This window comes from Fictibacillus sp. NPDC058756 (assembly GCF_042746035.1).
In the GTDB taxonomy this organism is placed as follows: domain Bacteria; phylum Bacillota; class Bacilli; order Bacillales; family Fictibacillaceae; genus Fictibacillus.
The window spans coordinates 3,205,272-3,223,460 of record NZ_JBHYPU010000001.1; the positions used below are offsets into that span (position 1 = coordinate 3,205,272).

At 36.9% G+C, this 18,189-nt stretch carries 20 protein-coding genes; 11 read left to right on the plus strand and 9 right to left on the minus strand.

All coding sequences use genetic code 11. The annotated features are described in order from the left end of the window. Positions 1-89 precede the first annotated feature (89 nt). Positions 90-1,547: a flavin monoamine oxidase family protein gene (locus tag ACFW35_RS16435; protein ID WP_379847247.1), complete on the plus strand. Its 1,458-nt coding sequence runs from the start codon at positions 90-92 to the stop codon at positions 1,545-1,547. Between the two features lie 54 nt (positions 1,548-1,601). Here ACFW35_RS16435 and ACFW35_RS16440 read toward each other — a convergent pair whose 3' ends face one another. The 4 genes from ACFW35_RS16440 to ACFW35_RS16455 form a co-directional block, all read right to left on the minus strand. Next, on the minus strand, positions 1,602-2,120 hold the full coding sequence (locus tag ACFW35_RS16440) for a DinB family protein (RefSeq protein WP_379847249.1): 519 nt from the start codon (positions 2,118-2,120) through the stop codon (positions 1,602-1,604). A 157-nt stretch (positions 2,121-2,277) separates the two neighbouring features. Next, the gene (locus ACFW35_RS16445; protein WP_379847250.1) at positions 2,278-3,387 is read right to left on the minus strand and encodes a hypothetical protein; all 1,110 of its coding nucleotides are present in this window, start codon (positions 3,385-3,387) and stop codon (positions 2,278-2,280) included. Continuing rightward, positions 3,380-3,931, minus strand: a complete 552-nt coding sequence (locus ACFW35_RS16450; RefSeq protein WP_379847252.1) for a sigma-70 family RNA polymerase sigma factor — start codon at positions 3,929-3,931, stop codon at positions 3,380-3,382. The genes ACFW35_RS16445 and ACFW35_RS16450 overlap by 8 nt, the downstream gene beginning before the upstream one ends. Positions 3,932-4,238: 307 nt before the next feature. After that, the gene (locus ACFW35_RS16455) at positions 4,239-5,732 is read right to left on the minus strand and encodes a LysM peptidoglycan-binding domain-containing protein (RefSeq protein WP_379847253.1); all 1,494 of its coding nucleotides are present in this window, start codon (positions 5,730-5,732) and stop codon (positions 4,239-4,241) included. A 287-nt stretch (positions 5,733-6,019) separates the two neighbouring features. Here ACFW35_RS16455 and ACFW35_RS16460 point away from each other — a divergent pair, with 287 nt between their 5' ends. The 6 genes from ACFW35_RS16460 to ACFW35_RS16485 all read left to right on the plus strand — a co-directional run bounded on the left by ACFW35_RS16460 (position 6,020) and on the right by ACFW35_RS16485 (position 11,164). Then, positions 6,020-7,381 carry an arsenic transporter gene (locus ACFW35_RS16460; RefSeq protein WP_379847255.1) on the plus strand — a complete coding sequence of 454 codons (1,362 nt, stop codon included), beginning with the start codon at positions 6,020-6,022 and terminating at the stop codon, positions 7,379-7,381. A 39-nt stretch (positions 7,382-7,420) separates the two neighbouring features. Further along, positions 7,421-8,071 (plus strand): DUF2642 domain-containing protein, encoded by a 651-nt coding sequence (locus ACFW35_RS16465; RefSeq protein ID WP_379847256.1) that lies wholly within the window; start codon positions 7,421-7,423, stop codon positions 8,069-8,071. 159 nt (positions 8,072-8,230) lie between these two features. After that, positions 8,231-8,992: a GTP cyclohydrolase II gene (locus ACFW35_RS16470; protein ID WP_379847258.1), complete on the plus strand. Its 762-nt coding sequence runs from the start codon at positions 8,231-8,233 to the stop codon at positions 8,990-8,992. Further along, on the plus strand, positions 8,979-10,067 hold the full coding sequence (gene ribD / locus ACFW35_RS16475) for a bifunctional diaminohydroxyphosphoribosylaminopyrimidine deaminase/5-amino-6-(5-phosphoribosylamino)uracil reductase RibD (protein WP_379847259.1): 1,089 nt from the start codon (positions 8,979-8,981) through the stop codon (positions 10,065-10,067). Before ACFW35_RS16470 ends, ribD begins: the two co-directional genes overlap by 14 nt. 12 nt (positions 10,068-10,079) lie before the next feature. Further along, entirely contained in the window at positions 10,080-10,658 is a 579-nt protein-coding gene (locus ACFW35_RS16480; protein ID WP_379847261.1) for a 5' nucleotidase, NT5C type, read from the plus strand. Between the two features lie 137 nt (positions 10,659-10,795). Then, the gene (locus ACFW35_RS16485) at positions 10,796-11,164 is read left to right on the plus strand and encodes an SET domain-containing protein (protein ID WP_379847262.1); all 369 of its coding nucleotides are present in this window, start codon (positions 10,796-10,798) and stop codon (positions 11,162-11,164) included. A 52-nt stretch (positions 11,165-11,216) separates the two neighbouring features. Here the strand turns inward: ACFW35_RS16485 and ACFW35_RS16490 are convergent, their stop codons facing one another. Continuing rightward, complete coding sequence (locus ACFW35_RS16490; protein ID WP_379847264.1) at positions 11,217-12,482, minus strand: ATP-binding protein; 1,266 nt, start codon at positions 12,480-12,482, stop codon at positions 11,217-11,219. A gap of 123 nt (positions 12,483-12,605) precedes the next feature. Here ACFW35_RS16490 and ACFW35_RS16495 point away from each other — a divergent pair, with 123 nt between their 5' ends. Then, complete coding sequence (locus ACFW35_RS16495; protein WP_379847266.1) at positions 12,606-12,890, plus strand: hypothetical protein; 285 nt, start codon at positions 12,606-12,608, stop codon at positions 12,888-12,890. Positions 12,891-12,958: 68 nt separating this feature from the next. Here the strand turns inward: ACFW35_RS16495 and ACFW35_RS16500 are convergent, their stop codons facing one another. After that, positions 12,959-13,783 (minus strand): STAS domain-containing protein, encoded by an 825-nt coding sequence (locus ACFW35_RS16500; protein WP_379847267.1) that lies wholly within the window; start codon positions 13,781-13,783, stop codon positions 12,959-12,961. Between the two features lie 253 nt (positions 13,784-14,036). Between ACFW35_RS16500 and ACFW35_RS16505 the strand changes: the two genes are divergently transcribed. Both ACFW35_RS16505 and ACFW35_RS16510 read left to right on the plus strand, forming a co-directional pair. Beyond that, positions 14,037-14,345, plus strand: coding sequence for a PadR family transcriptional regulator (locus tag ACFW35_RS16505; RefSeq protein WP_379847269.1), 309 nt, complete (start codon positions 14,037-14,039; stop codon positions 14,343-14,345). A 16-nt stretch (positions 14,346-14,361) separates the two neighbouring features. After that, positions 14,362-15,549, plus strand: a complete 1,188-nt coding sequence (locus ACFW35_RS16510; RefSeq protein WP_379847270.1) for a chromate transporter — start codon at positions 14,362-14,364, stop codon at positions 15,547-15,549. A 210-nt stretch (positions 15,550-15,759) separates the two neighbouring features. Here ACFW35_RS16510 and ACFW35_RS16515 read toward each other — a convergent pair whose 3' ends face one another. From ACFW35_RS16515 to ACFW35_RS16525, 3 genes are all read right to left on the minus strand, one after another. After that, on the minus strand, positions 15,760-15,891 hold the full coding sequence (locus ACFW35_RS16515; protein WP_379847272.1) for a hypothetical protein: 132 nt from the start codon (positions 15,889-15,891) through the stop codon (positions 15,760-15,762). A gap of 28 nt (positions 15,892-15,919) precedes the next feature. Beyond that, positions 15,920-16,786 (minus strand): permease, encoded by an 867-nt coding sequence (locus ACFW35_RS16520; protein ID WP_379847273.1) that lies wholly within the window; start codon positions 16,784-16,786, stop codon positions 15,920-15,922. A gap of 284 nt (positions 16,787-17,070) precedes the next feature. Then, complete coding sequence (locus ACFW35_RS16525; RefSeq protein ID WP_379847275.1) at positions 17,071-17,406, minus strand: ArsR/SmtB family transcription factor; 336 nt, start codon at positions 17,404-17,406, stop codon at positions 17,071-17,073. A gap of 197 nt (positions 17,407-17,603) precedes the next feature. On the opposite strand from ACFW35_RS16525, the gene ACFW35_RS16530 reads away from it, so the two are divergent. Continuing rightward, positions 17,604-18,167: a YdhK family protein gene (locus tag ACFW35_RS16530; protein ID WP_379847277.1), complete on the plus strand. Its 564-nt coding sequence runs from the start codon at positions 17,604-17,606 to the stop codon at positions 18,165-18,167. Positions 18,168-18,189: the final 22 nt, after the last annotated feature.

The window sequence follows — 18,189 nt, forward strand, 5'->3', positions numbered from 1 at the left end:
TTTAGTTTTATTTACAAATTAATATTTTACAAAAACATGAAATACATTATAAAAACAAAAGACGGGATAGAGAAACAGGGGGAAAACCGATGAACACCAGCCTATTAACAGACGAAGAGATGCTAAGTGCGATTAAATATGGCTTAAATAAGACGTCAGCTCCCCAAAAAATTATCATAGTCGGAGCTGGTATGGCTGGACTGACTGCAGCTTCCCTTCTAAAAGCTGCCGGTCATGATGTACAAATTCTTGAATCTACTCATAGGGTTGGTGGACGGGTTTATACGATACGAGCTCCTTTTTCACATGGTCATTATTTTGAAGCTGGAGCGATGCGTATCCCTGAAACCCATAAACTTGTTTTGGAATACATTAAAAAGTTTAACTTACCAACGAATGAATTCATCAATACCAATCCTCATGACATCATCTATGTAAATGGCATTCTTACTAATCAGAACTTGTACGAACAAAATCCAGACATTCTTCGTTTCCCGGTGGCAGAGGCTGAAAAAGGAAAAACCGCTGAGCAGCTCATGCAATACGCTGTACAGCCAGTAATCGATTTTATAGAAAAAGATCCTGAAAAAAACTGGCCGATCGTTATACAAAACTTTCAGCATTACTCCTTAGACAACTTTTTAAGACACAACCCTTTTGGAAGGTCTTTAACTTCTGGTGCAATTGACAAGATTAAAGTTCTCCTATCCCTCGAAGGACTTCCTGAGCTGTCTTTTCTCGAAGTCCTCCGTGATATCCTGATTATTTTTATAAAACCAGAATTAAAATATATAGAAATAACAGGCGGAAACGATTTGCTTCCGCGAGCTTTTCTTAAAGAATTAAGACACCATATTTACTTTGGACAAAAGCTGACTCGAGTTGTAAACGATCAGAATAAGGTTATTGTATACACGGAAAGTCCTCAAACCTTGCACTGCTACAGGTTTGAAGCGGATCGAGTCATCATTACGATCCCGTTTTCTGTACTCAATTTTGTGCACATCGAGCCTTTTAATACCCTTTCCTATAACAAAAGAAAAGCCATCAGAGAGCTTCATTATGTTCCTTCAACGAAAATAGGAATTGAATTCAAACACCGTTTCTGGGAAAAAAACGGTTTAACGGGCGGCAAGTCCGTTACAGACTTTTCGTCACGATTCTCTTATTACCCAAACAAGAACAAACAAGGTATATCATCTGGGATCGTTTTAGGAAGTTATACATGGGAGGATGATACAGTACCATGGAGAACTGCTACGAATGAGATGAGAATTAAGGAGACTCTTCACTTTTTGTCCCATTTTCACGGTGAGCAGGTCTATCATCATTTTGTAACAGGTCATGCTCACAGCTGGTCATTCGACCCCAACGCGGGAGGCTGCTTTGCTATGTTTAAGCCTTATCAGGAAAGTGAACTATACGATGCCATTAAAGCTCCAGAAGGCAGGCTTCATTTTGCTGGTGAACATACTACACTGAAACACGGTTGGATTGAAGGTGCTGTTGAGTCAGGAATCCGGGCAGCGAAAGAAATAAATGGCTGAACAAGATGATTAAACAGCACGCAATGACGTGCTGTTTTTTAAACGTTTGTTTAATTAGAAGTTCAAATATCGTTCTTGAATAATCTTTCGGTGATGCAGTTCATGACCTGCCATAATCGTAATCAGGGCTTGAGCTGTAACTTCACTATTATTTGCAGTTCCCCTGCGTGAAAGTGATTCGTCACTCAAGCTTTTGATGAGATGAATAGTTGACTGGCGTACACATGCAAAGTGATCCTGAAGATCTTTTAATGATTGTTTATCAAAATTAGCCTCCGCTACATATTCATTTTCATCATAGCCTGGAAGAGTTGCTTTTTCTCCTCTTGCAATAGAAAGAAGTCTGTAGCTCATAATCCTCTCCGTGTCAGTAATATGTCCAATGACTTCTTTTATACTCCACTTCCCCTCTGCATATCTGTATTCACTTTGTGGTTCAGTTAGTGTGTTGAGCAAGGCCACTGTTTCTTTCATTTGGTCTCTTAAGATCTGGATAATATCACCCGGCGGAACTAATTTTACATAGGAAGCATAATAATCTGCATATTCGTAGGCTGATGGAAATTTGTCCATGGTTACACCTCATTTTTTAGTTGATTTTACAGCTTTAAAATATTTATAAGCTGTATTTTCGACAAACAGATATGTTTCATTTTTATTTCGGTTCACCTCCCCTTTTATCCTCCTAAAATTAAGAAGAGCTAACCAATTAACTCGGTTAGCCCTTTGCTTATTGAATCGGCATAAATGCAACGTTCCATATTCCGTCCTCATCCTTTATCATTTTAAAACCAGATTTAGCATCTGCATCCTTACTTGCTTCATACTCAATATATCCATCATATTCTCCGTCTGGAATAAAGCTGCCTGCACCAATATTATTAAAAGTTGTTAAAGTTTGCAGAATTGTACCCCGGTCTCTCTCCGGAATTTTTTCATCCTCTTCCTTCGTCCATTGGACAAAACCTTCCCGATCTGTATAAAGCGCATATTTCGCATCGTATCTTCTATCTAATTGAGCTTGAACATATAGCTTTGCAATGGATATCGGATTTACATCTTTAAGATGTTTCTCATCCAAGTCTTGCAGGAATTTCTGATAAATAACTTCTTCCTCTGGTGTTAAGGTGAATCTAATGACATCATCGTTAGTTTCAGGATATATTTTCTCTGTTGTTCGGCCATTCATTCCTTCCGACATCATAATTACAGAGTCCCCCTCTGCAAAATTAATGGACGTCCACAGTACTTCGGATTGATCCGAAAAACCGATGTATAACTGAACTCCAATCTTTCTATTATGGATACTTTCTACAGCAATTTCGTGTGATATGTTAAGCTGATAAGCTGAATCGTTGACTAAAAAATTATAGCCGATTTGTTTAACAGAGCCGCTTTCGCTATCAGAGTTATTAATTTCCACATAATCATTTCCTAATAGAGCAACCACTTCTTTTTCAGCCATACCCATCACAATCCTACTTTGAAGAAAGTTTACTTTATCCGCTATTTCTTTATCACTGTATTTTGGGAGGGTTTTTACGGGATCTTCTTTTTCCACAGGATCTTTTTTAACAAGCGTTTTTTCTTTATGTAGATCTGCAGGCTGACTTTTCTCGCCTGCATCAGTGAAGTTTAAGACTAGAAAAAAGATTAAAGCACAAAGAGATATCAATGTAACCGAACTAATGACTTTTGGAAAAAACATCTGTCTCTTGTTTTCTGCTCTTGAATATCTCACTTGATTTATGATTCTTCTTTTTTCTTGTTCAGTGAAGACCTTATCTTCATTCAAATAATTCTCAAAGTCGTCTTTCATTTCTTTAAGCATTTTATCCATTGTAACCCCCTCCTTCCCTTTCCAATTTGTTTTCCAGGTTTTTCTTAGCTCTTCTCAGACGGGATTTAACAGTATTAAGATTGATACTTAATGTTGCAGAAATTTCTTCTAATGAAAACTCTTTAAAATAATATAAAATAATGACTTCTCTGTATTTGATTGGCAGCTCAAGAATCAGTTTGCTTATCTGTTCTTTTTGCTCGGATTCAAGATATTCTTCTTCTGGGGACAAACTGTTTGATTTTTGATAAAACGTATTGGTTAATAACGTTTTCGTGTAATGCCAGCTTCGCACATAATCTTTGCATTTATTTATCGCGATTCGGTAAATCCACGTTTTGATTGTTGATTGTTCCCGAAAATCATTCAGGTGATTATAAGCACTTATAAATATTTCTTGTGTGATATCTTCAGCCTGCTGCCAGTTCTTTGTATACGTGAACGCTAATCTTTTGATTTCTTCACCGTATTCATCCATAAGGTAATTTAATTGATCAATCTCACTTTGTGGATACTCTTTTACGGCCGTATTGCCCTTTACCACATATGTCGCCCTCCCAAGTATTAATCGTTTGTTAGACGGTGACCATTTATAAAAAGTTGCACTAAATATGAACTTATTTCCATTTGTTTATTTTAACGTAATTTTGTTATTTGAAGGCAGTCATTTAATGGTGCAGCCTAACAATTCACATAAAAACAGCGTGTCATCACATAAAAAACACACTTCATCACATAAAAAATGAAGCCGATCACATAAATAACCTAATTTTCAAACGAAACCAAAAAAAGAACTGACTTTTCTAGGTCATTCATCTTAACCCTTAAAGTCAGCTTCTAATAAATTTGCTCTATTTTAATATGTTCCAAATATCATCCGAGGCTCCGCCTACATACCAGGCAGCTGTTCCCCTCAAGTGATACTTCTCCACTAGATCATAGCGAAGTTTCATGGAATCCTTGTCCTCCACCCAGATCTGGTGTTTTTCCCCGTTTTCCATAAACTCCACATAGTTTTGCGATGTCTTCCTATCCCACTTTTTCTTAAGTCCTTTTTCCTGAATCAGCTTTTCTGTTTCAAGTATCGTTCTGTCGATGCTTTTTACTTGGCCGTTAGCGTTTGTAATCCATTCACGTGTATAAAATGGTACTCCCAAAACAATTTTATGAGCAGGAACTTCCTTCATTAAGAGCTCAATTCCTTCACGCGTCCAAGGCATTGAAGCAACAGAACCAGCTTTAGGACTGCTCGCCCAATGTTCATCATAACCCATCATAACAATATAATCAGCCGCTTCCCCCAGTCCTTCTCTGTCTAAGCTGCCTGACCAGAATGGATCTGCATTCTCCCTGCTGACATCAACGGAAACGACAATATTGTATGGTTCAAGTGCGGTTTTCAGTTCCTGAACAAATACCACATAATCTTGTTTATTCTTAGGATCAATATTTTCAAAATCCACATTAATTCCCTGGCTTTTAGTACGGAGCAGAGATTTCTTTATCATCTCAATCACTTTAATTCGTTTATCAGGATTTGAAAGTATAAAGTTTGTCAGTTCCGGATCGAACTTATTTCCAAAGAGGGGCCACACTTGTTTTCCCGCTTCAGCAGCGGCTTTGGCATAACCTTCATCTGTATTCATGCTGACGATTTCTGTTGTGCTTAATGTATACCATCTTGGTGAAACTACATCCAGTCCAGCTATCTTCAGCTGCTTCATATAAGTATCTCCTGTTCCATTATACTTCCAGCCGAGGTTGAAGCGGTTTACTTCCTCTGCATAAACATTTGATTTAGGAATCCACCCTTTTTTTCCACCTAAAAGCTGCACCTTATAAAAACCTGATGGAACCTTCAGCTCATTTCCAGTTTCAAGAATAATAGCCTTTAAACCATTATGTTTTATTAGGGTATCTGCGGAAACATGATATTGTCTTGCAATCTTCCATAATGAATCTCTTATATTTATACGATGACTCAACATATCTTGAGGAATGATAAGTCTCTGTCCGATATATAATCGTGTACCTAATAAATCGTTTGCACCTTGCAGCTCACTAACGGTTATTCCATATTGTTTAGCAATGAGGTAAAACGTATCTCCCATTTTAACAGTATGTACCTGAACTGATGCTGAAGCGTCCTTTGCTTCAAGGATCGGATATTCTTCACCCTTTACAAGATTCGTTACTATATTTGAATTTAATTTTGGCCGTTCATAAATAGATGCTTTATCCGCAGAAACAGAACCAACTGTCATTGTATCTGCAGCATATGAAGTTTTAGCACCGTTAATAGATAGAATAAAACCAATCGTTAAAACAAAAACACACTTATTCACAGTTCCCTCCAGATGAATCTATTTAACTACTTAAATAGATTACCGTCTGATCGAGTGGAACTGAACAGGTACTTTGTGGAAAAGAGGTATGTTTCCTCCGCTCCTGTCTATTAGAAATCACAGCGTTCTAAACTTATATGGTCATATAACTAACAAGTTCTTGTTAGACGATAGGACCATTTTTACTTTTATAGTCTAGTATACAGTCACCAGGGATTGTTTTTCATATAATGTAGGACAAGTATTTACTTATTGATATTAAAAGAAAGAAGGGACGAAGAACGTCAATGAATCTTCACATCATGATTTCCGTTTTCGTCTTCCTTATGACTATGTTAGTTATATTTTGGAGACCAAAAGGCATCAACGAGGCTTGGCCAGCCGCAATCGGAGCCTGCATCATACTGATTACAGGCATAGTGACTCAAGCTGATGTATTTGAAATCCTTCATAAGATTGGCGGAGCATCGATCACCATCATCTCAACCATCGTCATGGCAGTTATTCTTGAAAGCTTTGGTTTTTTTCATTGGTCTGCTTCCCGTCTTGCTATTCTATCTAAAGGATCCGGATACCGTCTATATTGGGACATCCAACTTTTATGTTTTCTAATGACCCTTTTATTTAATAATGACGGAAGTATTTTAATAACCACTCCGATATTAATTTTGCTTCTCAAAAATTTCAGGTTAAAACCGCACCAGCAAATACCTTATCTGTTAACTGGTGCTCTTACTGCAACAGCATCGAGTACTCCAATTGGGGTAAGCAACATTGTAAATCTAATCTCTTTAAAAATAGTGGACATGACCCTTTATATGTATACAGCGATGATGATAGTGCCAGCTACGCTAGGCTTACTCTTTATGTCTTATCTAATGTATATTCTCGTAAAAAAGAGGCTTCCAAAAAAGCTTCCTCATATGACGTATGATATTGAACAAGCCTTTTTCACTAAGAAATTTCATCCTTTAAAAGGAACGGTAACTGTTGAAACGAAACGTCAGCGAACGAAATTTATGTTAAAAATCTTGATGTTTGTTTTACTGATCAGGTGCTCAATCTTTATTGCTTCATACTTCTCTATCCCCATTGAACTTATAGCAGTTCTCGGTTCACTCGTACTGTTAATATGGAGATGGTATTATCTCAGAACCAACCCCTTGGATATTTTAAAGAAAACCCCATGGCACATTCTTATCTTTGCTTTTTCTATGTATGTAATTATCTACGGTCTTCATAATATCGGACTTACTGATTTACTCCTGAAAATTTGCGTACCGATTGTTGATCAAGGTATGTTTCAAGCAACTTTATTAATGAGCGGGCTGGTTACACTACTTTCAAACCTCTTTAACAACCATCCTGCATTGCTGATAGGAACGATAACCCTGACAGAAATGAAGCTTGATCCCATCACGCTAAAAACAATGTATCTCGCAAGTATAGCAGGCAGTGACATCGGTGCATTATTACTGCCGATTGGGACACTGGCATCATTAATATGGATGCATCTTTTAAAACAAAACAAAATTAAAATAAAATGGATGGACTATTTACGCATTTCGTTAATAGCGGTCCCTCTCACTTTAGCAGTAACACTAATATTGCTATATACATGGGTACATTTCATTTTCATCTTAAGTTGACCGTCTAAACGAATAAATATTTATAGGAGAAGATTATAATTGAACCATTTTAGCCGCATGTTAAATAAACAAATAAAACTAAAAATAACCGGACATAGTTTTAAAGGAATACTGACCGATTTTGGAAATGACATTTTAGTACTTTTTGATGGAAAAAAGTTTTTCTATATTCCTCTTTTGCATGTCAAAAAGGCAGTCCTTATCGAAGAGGAAAACCAGGAAATCAATCAGCCTTCAGTACTGCCTTTCTCAGAAGATGATACACCCATTTCATACCGCAGCATCCTAACAAATGCTAAGGGTTTGTACACTCAGATACACGTTTTAGGAAAAACACCGCTTCATGGAACAATAATCAATGTATTAAGCGATTATTTAGTTTTTTATGCACCCGTATACAAGCTTATTTATATTCCTTTAGCTCATTTGAAATGGCTGACGCTATATGAACAGAACACATCCCCCTACTCTGTTCATTCTGACCTGCCTGCTGCACCTTCACTTAGCCGTTCATTTGAAGAACAATTAAAGAAATTCGAGGGGAAAATTGCAGTTTTCGATATGGGAGAGGATCCAGATAAAATTGGATTGCTCAAGAATGGGAAAGGCAACCTGATTGAATTGATTAACGCTAATAAAGAAACCGTTTATTTTAAGCTGAATCATGTAAAATCGGTGTATATTCCCTAAATAATATGTTTTGGATATTAGATTGAATCGCCTATACACGGAGATTCAATGCTTTTTTTTTCCAATAAGAGCAAAACACTTCTTTCAAATGATTTATGTAGTATAAAATAGACGTATACTCTAATTGTTTTATTACGCAAACCTAAAGGGGAAAATAACATGATACAAAGCACTTTCAACGAAAAAGTCCTTTCTATTCTAGAAGATAAGATACAAGTGATCAAAAAAGATGAAAGAGCCATCTTTTTAGTAGGACCTATAAGGCTTCCTGTAAACTTATATGGTGAAACCGTTGTGTTCAAATGGTATTGCTGGCTGGAGGGCTGTGAGCAAACCGATAACTTTGAAGAAATTATTAATAAATTGTCTTCATCAAACCTGGCTGAATATCAGCAATCCAGTGTTTTAGTGTACGGAGACTTTGAATACAGCGAAGATGCGCTTATTCGTATGCACTCTATTTGTCACACTGGAGATATTTTCGGCAGCAAACGCTGTGACTGCGGCTATCAGCTTAAACAGTCGATGAAAATGATCACAGAACACGGTACAGGCGCATTATTTTATCTAGCAAACCATGAAGGACGCGGAATTGGACTATTCAGTAAAGCTATGGCTTATGTACTGCAAGAAAATGGACAAGATACTGTAGAAGCAAATGAAAGCTTAGGTTTTGTAGATGATTCCAGAAACTATGATGATGCTATTGAAGTTTTAAAAGCTTTACGTACGAAACCTGTCACTTTAATCACGAATAATCCTAAAAAACTAGATGCGCTTATAAAAGCCGGATTACCGGTTTCAGGTAGGACACCGATCTGGGGAGATATCTCTGAATTCAACGAAAAATACCTCCAGACAAAGATACAACGATCCGGCCACTTAGAAGACGAAGGGACTTTCCCAGATGAGCAGTCATGAATTTTATATGCAGCTGGCGCTAGATAATGCTGTGGCTATGAAAGGCCAGACTGATCCTAATCCTCTTGTAGGTTCTGTGATTGTGAATGAGAGCCGGATCGTAGGAGTGGGAACGCATCTTAAAGCTGGTGAACCTCATGCGGAAATTCATGCTTTACGAATGGCTGGTGAGAAAGCACGGGGCGGTACGATCTATGTTACTCTAGAACCCTGTTCTCATCACGGCAGGACTGGACCATGTGCTGTGGCGATTGCAGAAGCCGGCATAAAAAAAGTAGTAATTGCAGCATTAGACCCTAACCCTCTCGTTTCTGGGCGAGGAGTAAAGATTCTAGAGGAAGCCGGTATTGAGGTAGAAATCGGTATACTTGAAGTAAAGTCTCGTAACATGAATGAGGTATTCAATAAATTTATCGTAAAGAAACTGCCTTTTGTTACACTTAAGTCCGGAATAACCCTTGATGGCAAAATAGCAAGCTATTCAAATAACAGCAAATGGATTACCTCTTCAGAATCCAGATTAGATGTTCATAAGCTTAGAAATGAAAACCAAGCCATTCTTGTCGGGGTCAACACTGTCATTCATGATGACCCTGAACTAACCGCTAGAATTCCAAACGGCCGCAATCCATTACGTGTGATCATGGATTCAAAACTAAAGATCCCTTTAGAATCAAAAGTACTTAACGATCATCAAGCTGAAACATGGGTTTTCACTACTGAAAACCATGTTAAAGAAAAGAAAGATCAAATAGAAGCACTTGGAGCTAAAGTGTTCATTACAAGTACCTCACAAGTAGATCCGACACGTGTTCTTGAAATATTAGGAGAGAATCTGGTTTCTTCACTTCTAATTGAGGGCGGCGGGACGATAAACGCAGCTTTCCTTGAGAACAAGCTTGTCGATAAAGCTATTTTTTATATGGCACCGAAATTGATTGGCGGCAAGGAATCTCCTTCATTCTTCGGAGGCACAGGAATTGATAAAATGGCAGATGCTATTGAATTGACTGATTTGCGCGTCACTCAAATCGGTCCTGATTTTAAATTTACCGGTTACCCAAAATACAATTAAGAGGTTTTGCACATGCGATTAGGTTTCGATATTGACGATACTTTAATAGGTTTACGAGAACATGCTTTTCATATATATAATAAAAAGCTAAAACAAGATCTTCCCATTGATGTTTTTCATACGATCAAAACGTTAGAAATACATGAGCCGTTCGGGCTTTCAAAACAGGAAGGCAATCAGTTATGGATCGATTCCATGGAAGAAATCTACTTCAGTGATTGTCCCGCATATCCTGATGCAGTAGAAGTCCTACAAGAACTTCATAAAAAAGGCCATGAAATTTACTATATTACAGCAAGACCTGCAAAACATTGTGAAGAAACAAAAAAGTGGGTAGAAAAAGCTGGTTTTCCTGTGCAGGAAGGCAGATTCTTTTGTGGTATGAAGGATGAAGAAAAGATACATACCATCAAAGAGCTACATTTAGATTATTATTTTGACGACAAACCAAATGTATTAGAGACTCTTACAAATGAATCTGTACAGCTGTATGTTAGGGACCAATCCTATAATCAGCATATGGAATTTCCTCGATTAACAAATTGGTCAGAATTAAAAGATATTGTAAAAAAACATAATACGAGCAAATAGTGCGCATCTCTGCGCACTATTTTTTTTGCTCAAATATCTTGTATTAGTAGGCACACGCACTTTCTTTAATTCCCCATGGTACATACCTTATGATGACATGAATTTTTTTTATGCAGAAGAATGGTGGTGACTAGAAATTGATTGAAATTAAAAAATCTCGATACGGCAGAGGAATTTTTGCTGCACGCACTATTCAAAAAGGCGAATTGATTCATCAGGCACCTGTGATTGTATGCCCCGACGATCAATACAAAAAGCTGAAAAAAACTGCATTGCGTAACTATTATTTTAACTGGGGAGAAAATTATGATCATGTAGCTATCGCGCTCGGATATGGGTCATTATTTAACCATTCCTATTCTCCCAATGCAATGTTTGAAAATAATCTAAAAAAAGAAACCGTTGATTTCTTTGCACTCAAAAGAATTAAAGCTGGTGAAGAAATTTTTGTGAATTATAATGGCGATCCTGACGACAAAAGTGCCCTGTGGTTCGATGTTTGGTGAATTTATAGTATAAAAAAGAAACAGCCCTCCTTCAGAAGCGTGCTGTTTCTTACTATTTTTCCGGAATTTGTGCAGGGAATTGAAATGAAAAGGTTGTACCTTTTTTTAGTTCACTCGTAATATGAACTGTTCCGTTCATCGCTCTTATGACACTAAAAGCCACCATCATTCCAAGGCCAGTGCCTTTGGCGCCCTTTGTTGAGTAATATGGCTCTCCTAAACGATTAATTTGATCCTTTGTCATGCCTATACCCGTGTCTTTGATCTTTATGGTTATTTGTTTATTATCCTTATGTACTTCAATAAAAAGTTTTCCTCCATGAGGCATAGACTCTATCCCGTTTTTTATAACATTTAACATGCATTGCCTGAATTTTTGCCTGTCGCCTGAAACAAATGCCGAGGGTGAAAATTCTGCTGTAAGGAGTACTGAGTGCTGATTTGCTGTAGGAATTAATATTGAAATAATCTGGCTAAGCTCATGCTGGACGTTTAATTCTTCCATAGAATCAATGGTAGGTTTGGAGAACGTTAAATAGTCTTGAATAACTTGTTCTGCAGAATCGAGACCTTCCCTTATTAAACTTAAGTATTCCTTCTGTTTATCAGGATGTATAGTTTCTTCTTCTAAAAGCTGAACAAATCCTTTTGATACAGTAAGAGGATTTCTGATCTCATGTGAAATCGCCGCTCCCATTTGTTCGACAGCTGCTAATTTTTCCGATTTAAACAACTGTTGTCTCATCATCAGATTCGATCTGACAAATTCAATAGTACTCGAAGTAATCAGTATCCCCAGTGGTGGAATAACCAGAAAAGCAAAATAAGCATCAAAACGGTTCAAATCTATATTACTGATTTCCATCGTTGCGATAGTTGCTAAACTGGTAAATAAGGTTATACTTACCGAGATGATAATCCTCTGCTTTGGACTCTTCTTCCAAAACAATGGATATACACGCCACAATAGTATAGCGAGGGGTCCGTATATTAAGGTATTTAAAAAGAAACCGGTGTCTACACCATGCAACCCTCTTAAAAATATGATTGCTAATGACAGTATAGGCCCGATTCCCATGTATAGGCCGCCGATTATCACAGGTACTTCTCTTAAATCAAAGCGAGTTGTGTCCGTCAGTTCGTAGGCAAGCGCTATACATGCCCATATCGCCGCGATGCCGCAAACGATCGCAGCTCTTTTAGAAATTAAAGCGGGATCTTTTCTTTTTAAAGACCAGATGATACATATGAAAATAAAAATGAGTAATAGAGACAAGTTAAACAATAAATGCTGGGTAATCTCCAATTCATTCACCATCCATTAGACCTATTACTGAAAATATTACATTTAGTTCCAAAGAATGACAATAGAATTATTAAATAATACTTTTACTTTCAAAAAAATTTCGAAAATGTTTTATATAATCGGAGGCTGCAAAAGATGATGCTTTTCTTATTACTTTGTTTGATCACAGCAGGACTTATTATCGAAGTCATCCAAAAAAGAGTTTTAAAAATAAAAGACCCTGATATAAAAGAACTTTGGGCACAATTAGAGAGCGAAGAATGGTATGAAGAGCTAATCAGTGATCCCAAGTTAAAAGAATGGGTATTACTTGATAAACAAAACGGATTATTAAAAGACCCTTATTATGTCCGCAAAATTATAGAGAATGGCGGACATCGTGATGGATATATCAATTATATAAAAAATAAAGCTAAGTAAAACCGTCATATCTAACAAAAAGAAACCAGCAAGCCTCATTATGCTGGTTTTTTTAAACAGGTGTTTAATTAAGAATACGATCTTATGCTCTCAATCGCCTGTTTCACGTTAGCGAATGTTTTTATCGAAGAAAAGTCAATTCCCTCTGAAACAGCACTGATCGCCAGTTCCGGACGAAGACCTGTTACGAGTACATCAATTCCTAACAAACCAAGCACTCTGTATACATTATAAATATTAGCCGCCACTTCAGTATCAATGGCAACAATTCCTGAAAAATCTATGATAAGCCGTTCAATATTCATTTCGGGTATTTTTGGCAGTACCCCGTTCATTAAATGTTCGGTTCTGTCAGCATCAATTGAGCCGATTAATGGCAACACTGCCAGTCCGTCCTGAATCGGAACGATAGGTGTAGACAATTCCCTAAGCTCTTTTTTTGCATTTAATAGAAGCTCCTCAGATCGTCTTTCAAATGCAAGAACCGTCTCATTTAAGCTGACATCGAGCATGTGGTGAACACGTTTAAGGATTAGCACTACGTCTTTTGTACCCAATCCATGTTCCAAACTAATATCCATAATAAAATCTGCAAATACCATCCGAGTGTCAGGGTAACGAATCAGAATATCAGAGATTCTATTATGTTTAGCTGCGGTCTTCTTACCGTTATCTCTGCTCCATTCAACAAGTTTTTCTGGAACAGATCCTTCTTTGCAGTCAATAGATTCACTCAAGAATTCTAGAAATTCTGCATACACCTTTTTTGCTTGTAAGATATCGTTTGGAGGAACTTGAAAACCAAACTTTTTAATAATATCATCAACGATTTTATTAGCTAGAAGGTCAGCGTTTTCTTTTAGATAATTGGCAACCGTTAATGTCGATTCCACAGCTTTCACTCTCCGCATCTATATTAGTTTTAATATATCAGTTTCTTTTTATTGTAACATTAAAAAACCATAAACTGCCTAAACTGTGAAAAATAATATAAGATTCTATGCATTTATTCGACGTCCTATATGAATGTAAGAATTGTTAACTTAATGTAAATCTTATAGGTAATCGGTTGAAATCTGAAAGAAGTCATGTTATTTTTGTTTTCGAAAGTCGATATTGAGTTTCGAAATTAAGGAAGGTGACGCAATGGAAGAAAAGGTATTAAGAAAACTTTTCCTTGGATTTATACAAATACACATCTTACACCACGCAAAAGAACATCCCATTTATGGAGTATGGATGTTAGAGGAGCTTAAAGAGCATGGCTACAATATAAGTACCGGCACTCTCTATCCGATCCTTCACAATATGGAATCAGATGGCCTTTTAAATAAAGAAGAAAAAAATGTGGAAGGTAAAATCAGAAAATACTACACTTCCACAGAAAAAGGAAATACCGTGCTGATTGAAGCAAGAAAAAAAGCTTATGAACTTTTCAAAGAAATAAAAGATTAACTGAGGTGAAAGAGAATTGAAGCATGAACAAAATCGTTTAAAAACATTATTAGAAATACTCTTGGTCTCCACCAGGCTTGGCTTAACTTCCTTTGGTGGGCCTATTGCACACTTGGGGTACTTTCACGAAGAATATGTAAGAAAAAGAAAATGGCTGGATGAAAAAAGCTATGCGGATCTTGTTGCACTGTGCCAGTTTCTCCCTGGGCCAGCGAGCAGTCAAGTAGGTATAGGAATCGGCGTTATGCGCGGAGGCATCTTAGGAGGAATTATTTCTTTTATCGGGTTTACACTTCCATCTGTTATCGCGCTTATTCTATTTGCACTCGTATTAGAAGGACTTAATGTTGGCGACGTCAGCTGGATACATGGATTAAAAATTGTTGCTGTCGCTGTTGTTGCACATGCCATCATAGGCATGGCTGAAAAATTAACTCCTGATTTAAAACGAAAGACCATCGCTTTGTTAGCATTAGTAGTTACACTTCTTTGGCAAACAGCTTTTTCACAAGTTGGAGTCATTCTTGCTGCTGGAATTATTGGTTTTATAATGTACCGACAGCAAGCAGATAGTGAAGATACAGACTTTAAATTTCCTGTCTCGCGCACATTTGCAGTGATTTGTTTAACAATGTTCTTTGGGTTGCTTGTGATACTACCAATCCTGAGAGAAACAACATCAATCAGTTGGATTGCACTCTTTGACAGCTTTTACCGCTCAGGTTCCTTAGTATTTGGCGGCGGACATGTTGTCTTGCCTTTGTTGGAGCGTGAATTTGTTCCAACAGACTGGATCAGTGAAGAAGCATTTTTAGCTGGATACGGTGCTGCCCAAGCTGTACCTGGACCTTTATTTACCTTTGCAGCATATATCGGAGCAGTTATGAATGGATGGCAAGGAGGATTATTAGCAACTTTCGCCATTTTCCTTCCAGCTTTTCTTTTGATTTTGGGAACACTTCCTTTCTGGAATATGCTGCGTCGAAACCCCAAAATTAAAGGAGCGTTAATGGGTGTGAATGCAGCTGTTGTCGGGATACTGATCTCAGCATTTTATAATCCCATTTGGACGAGTACGATCATCAAACCACTCGATTTCGCATTCGCTGCAGTACTCTTTAGCATGCTGGTTTATTGGAAGCTTCCACCATGGGTTATTGTTGTAACAGGTGCCATTGGCGGATTGTTGATGTCCTCATTATAATAAACAAAAATACCCAAGCAATAGTGCTTGGGTATTTTTCTGATTTATTTTGGCTCTAGGACATTTTTTGATGTAATTATTTTTTTGTTCTTTTGAGGAGAAAAATGGAGATTGAATTAGGTAGGTATCTGATGATCAATCCATATAAAAGATGAAACCCTCACTAATATGTGAGGGTTTTGAAATGTTATTGAGTGAACTTTCACTTTCTTAAACACAGCACTTATTATCTTTCTTATCATTTTCACAGCAAGATTCGTCTTCGCTCTTAACTTCTTTAATCTCAATGCTGCAGCAGTCGCTTTCTTTTTTATCGCCTATTAGTATTTTGATAAAGCTCATATTATTCACCTCCTTTTAATAAAGCAACTTAAACAAGATAAAATATGAAACCCGAGACTGTAGACATAGTGATAACTGAGGCTACAAATGTAATGACTAGCTCCTTTTTAAAAATAGATTTTAATAACACTACTTCTGGCAAACTAGCACCGGCAGAACTAATCATGAGTGCCATAACCGGTCCTAATGCCATTCCTTTTGCAATGAGAACCTGTGAGATTGGAATCATGCTGGAAAGCCTGATGTATAATGGAATTCCTACTATTGCAGCGATTGGAACGACCCACCAGTTATCACTTCCAAACGTACTTGCAATCCAGTTCGTCGGTACTAAACCATGAATGATTGCGCCTATTGCTGCACCTAATATGAGATAAGGATAAACGCTCTTCATCAATCCAAGCGTCTCACGCAGTGCGGCTCTCACGTCAAACTTTTTTGATTCTACTTTATATCCTGTCATTACGACATTTTTCACTGATTTCTCAAATCCGAAAGCTTCTAATGCGAAACCGATTATCACAGAAAAAACAGCCGTAATAATGGTGTAGATTATCGTAACTTTCCAGCCTAGAATAACCCCCATTATCGTAATGATGGTTGGATCAAGTACCGGAGAGGAGAACAAGAAAACCATTACAATCGAGAAAGGCATCTTCTTTTTTAGCATGTTCACGACAACAGGAATCGTGGAACATGAACAAAACGGAGTAATAAAGGCAAAAATCAAAGCAAAAACTGCAGCTAAACCTTTGTTCTTACCACTCAAAAACTTCTCCACTTTTTCGTATGGAATATAAGACTGAAGAAGGTTGATAACAAATGAGATAACCACGAATAATACGGTAAGTTCTAAAGCAATGCTTAAAAAACTTTTAAAGCTTTCCATCCACATGATTTTCTTCTCCTTTTCAATCAAGCACAGCACACTTGGTTATTTTGAATGGCTGCCTTTCTTGTAAATAAATTTCTAAAAGATGTTTTTTTCTTTTCTCCTGTTTGGAGTTTCCAATGCTCCGTGCTCACTTTTTCTAATTCTTTCCGCTGATTTTGCAAGATGTTTTCAAGATAATAAAAGTTCATAAAATATCATCCACTTATATCAAAAAAATTTGTTTTATACATCAAAAAAAATTGATGTTTTGTCTAAAAATGAAATACTACAAATTGTAGTACTCATTAACAACAAGATGGCAAGAACACACAACACAACTGATCTGATAAAAGACCTTTAAGTTCCTTAATGTTCAAAGAATAATAGTTCCAGGTCCCTCTTTTTTCTTTTTGAATTAAGTCAGCTTCTAATAAAATCTTTAAGTGATACGATAGCTTCGATTGTGGCATATCAATCATCGGTGTCAGATCACAAACACATACACTTTCTTTAAGCGCTAAAATATTTATGATTTGCAGCCTCTGCTGATCGGCTAATGCCTTAAATTTTTGTTCGTACTTTTCAAAGTCTAAGTTTGATCCTGGATTCATGTTGTTTAATAAAGGAATTTCTTTTTTCATTTTTACCACTCCTAACATCAAATTTATTTGATGTAATTTCATTATATCCTTTATTTTCTAATTTACAACTATTAAATCAAAAAAAATTGATTTTTCCTCTTCACAACTTCTTCATAATTGCGTTTTATAATGAAACAGTATTGTAGTTTTTAACACTTTAATGTGGGCAACCTGATAACAGAAGGAGGAATAATAAAATGAAGCTAAAGAACAATCTATTCTTAACATTGCTGCTTGTATTCTCTCTTACTCTCGCAGCTTGTGGCAATGACGAAAAAGAAAATCAAAAAGAAGAAACACACGAAGGAATGGATCATGGCAATATGGATCATACAGGTTCTGGCGAAATACCAAAAGGTTTAAAAGAAGCTAAAGATCCTGCTTTTCCAGTTGATAGCAAAGCCATCATTAAGGCCGATCATATGAAAGGAATGGATGGCGCTGAAGCAACGAATGTAGGAGCTTATGATACTACTGTTTATACGGTATCTTACACACCAACAACTGGCGGTAAAAAAGTAACTGATCATAAATGGGTAATTCATGAGGAGCTTGAAAATCCTGGAGAACAACCGTTAAAGGAAGGTACAGAAGTTACACTTAACGCCAACCATATGAAAGGTATGAAAGGTGCTAAGGCTACTATAGATTCAGCAGAACAAACGACAGTTTATATGGTTGATTACACTCCAACTACTGGCGGCGAAAAAGTAACAAACCATAAATGGGTAACAGAAAGCGAATTATCCGCTGAAAAATAAATACAAAAAAGTCTCCAGCGCC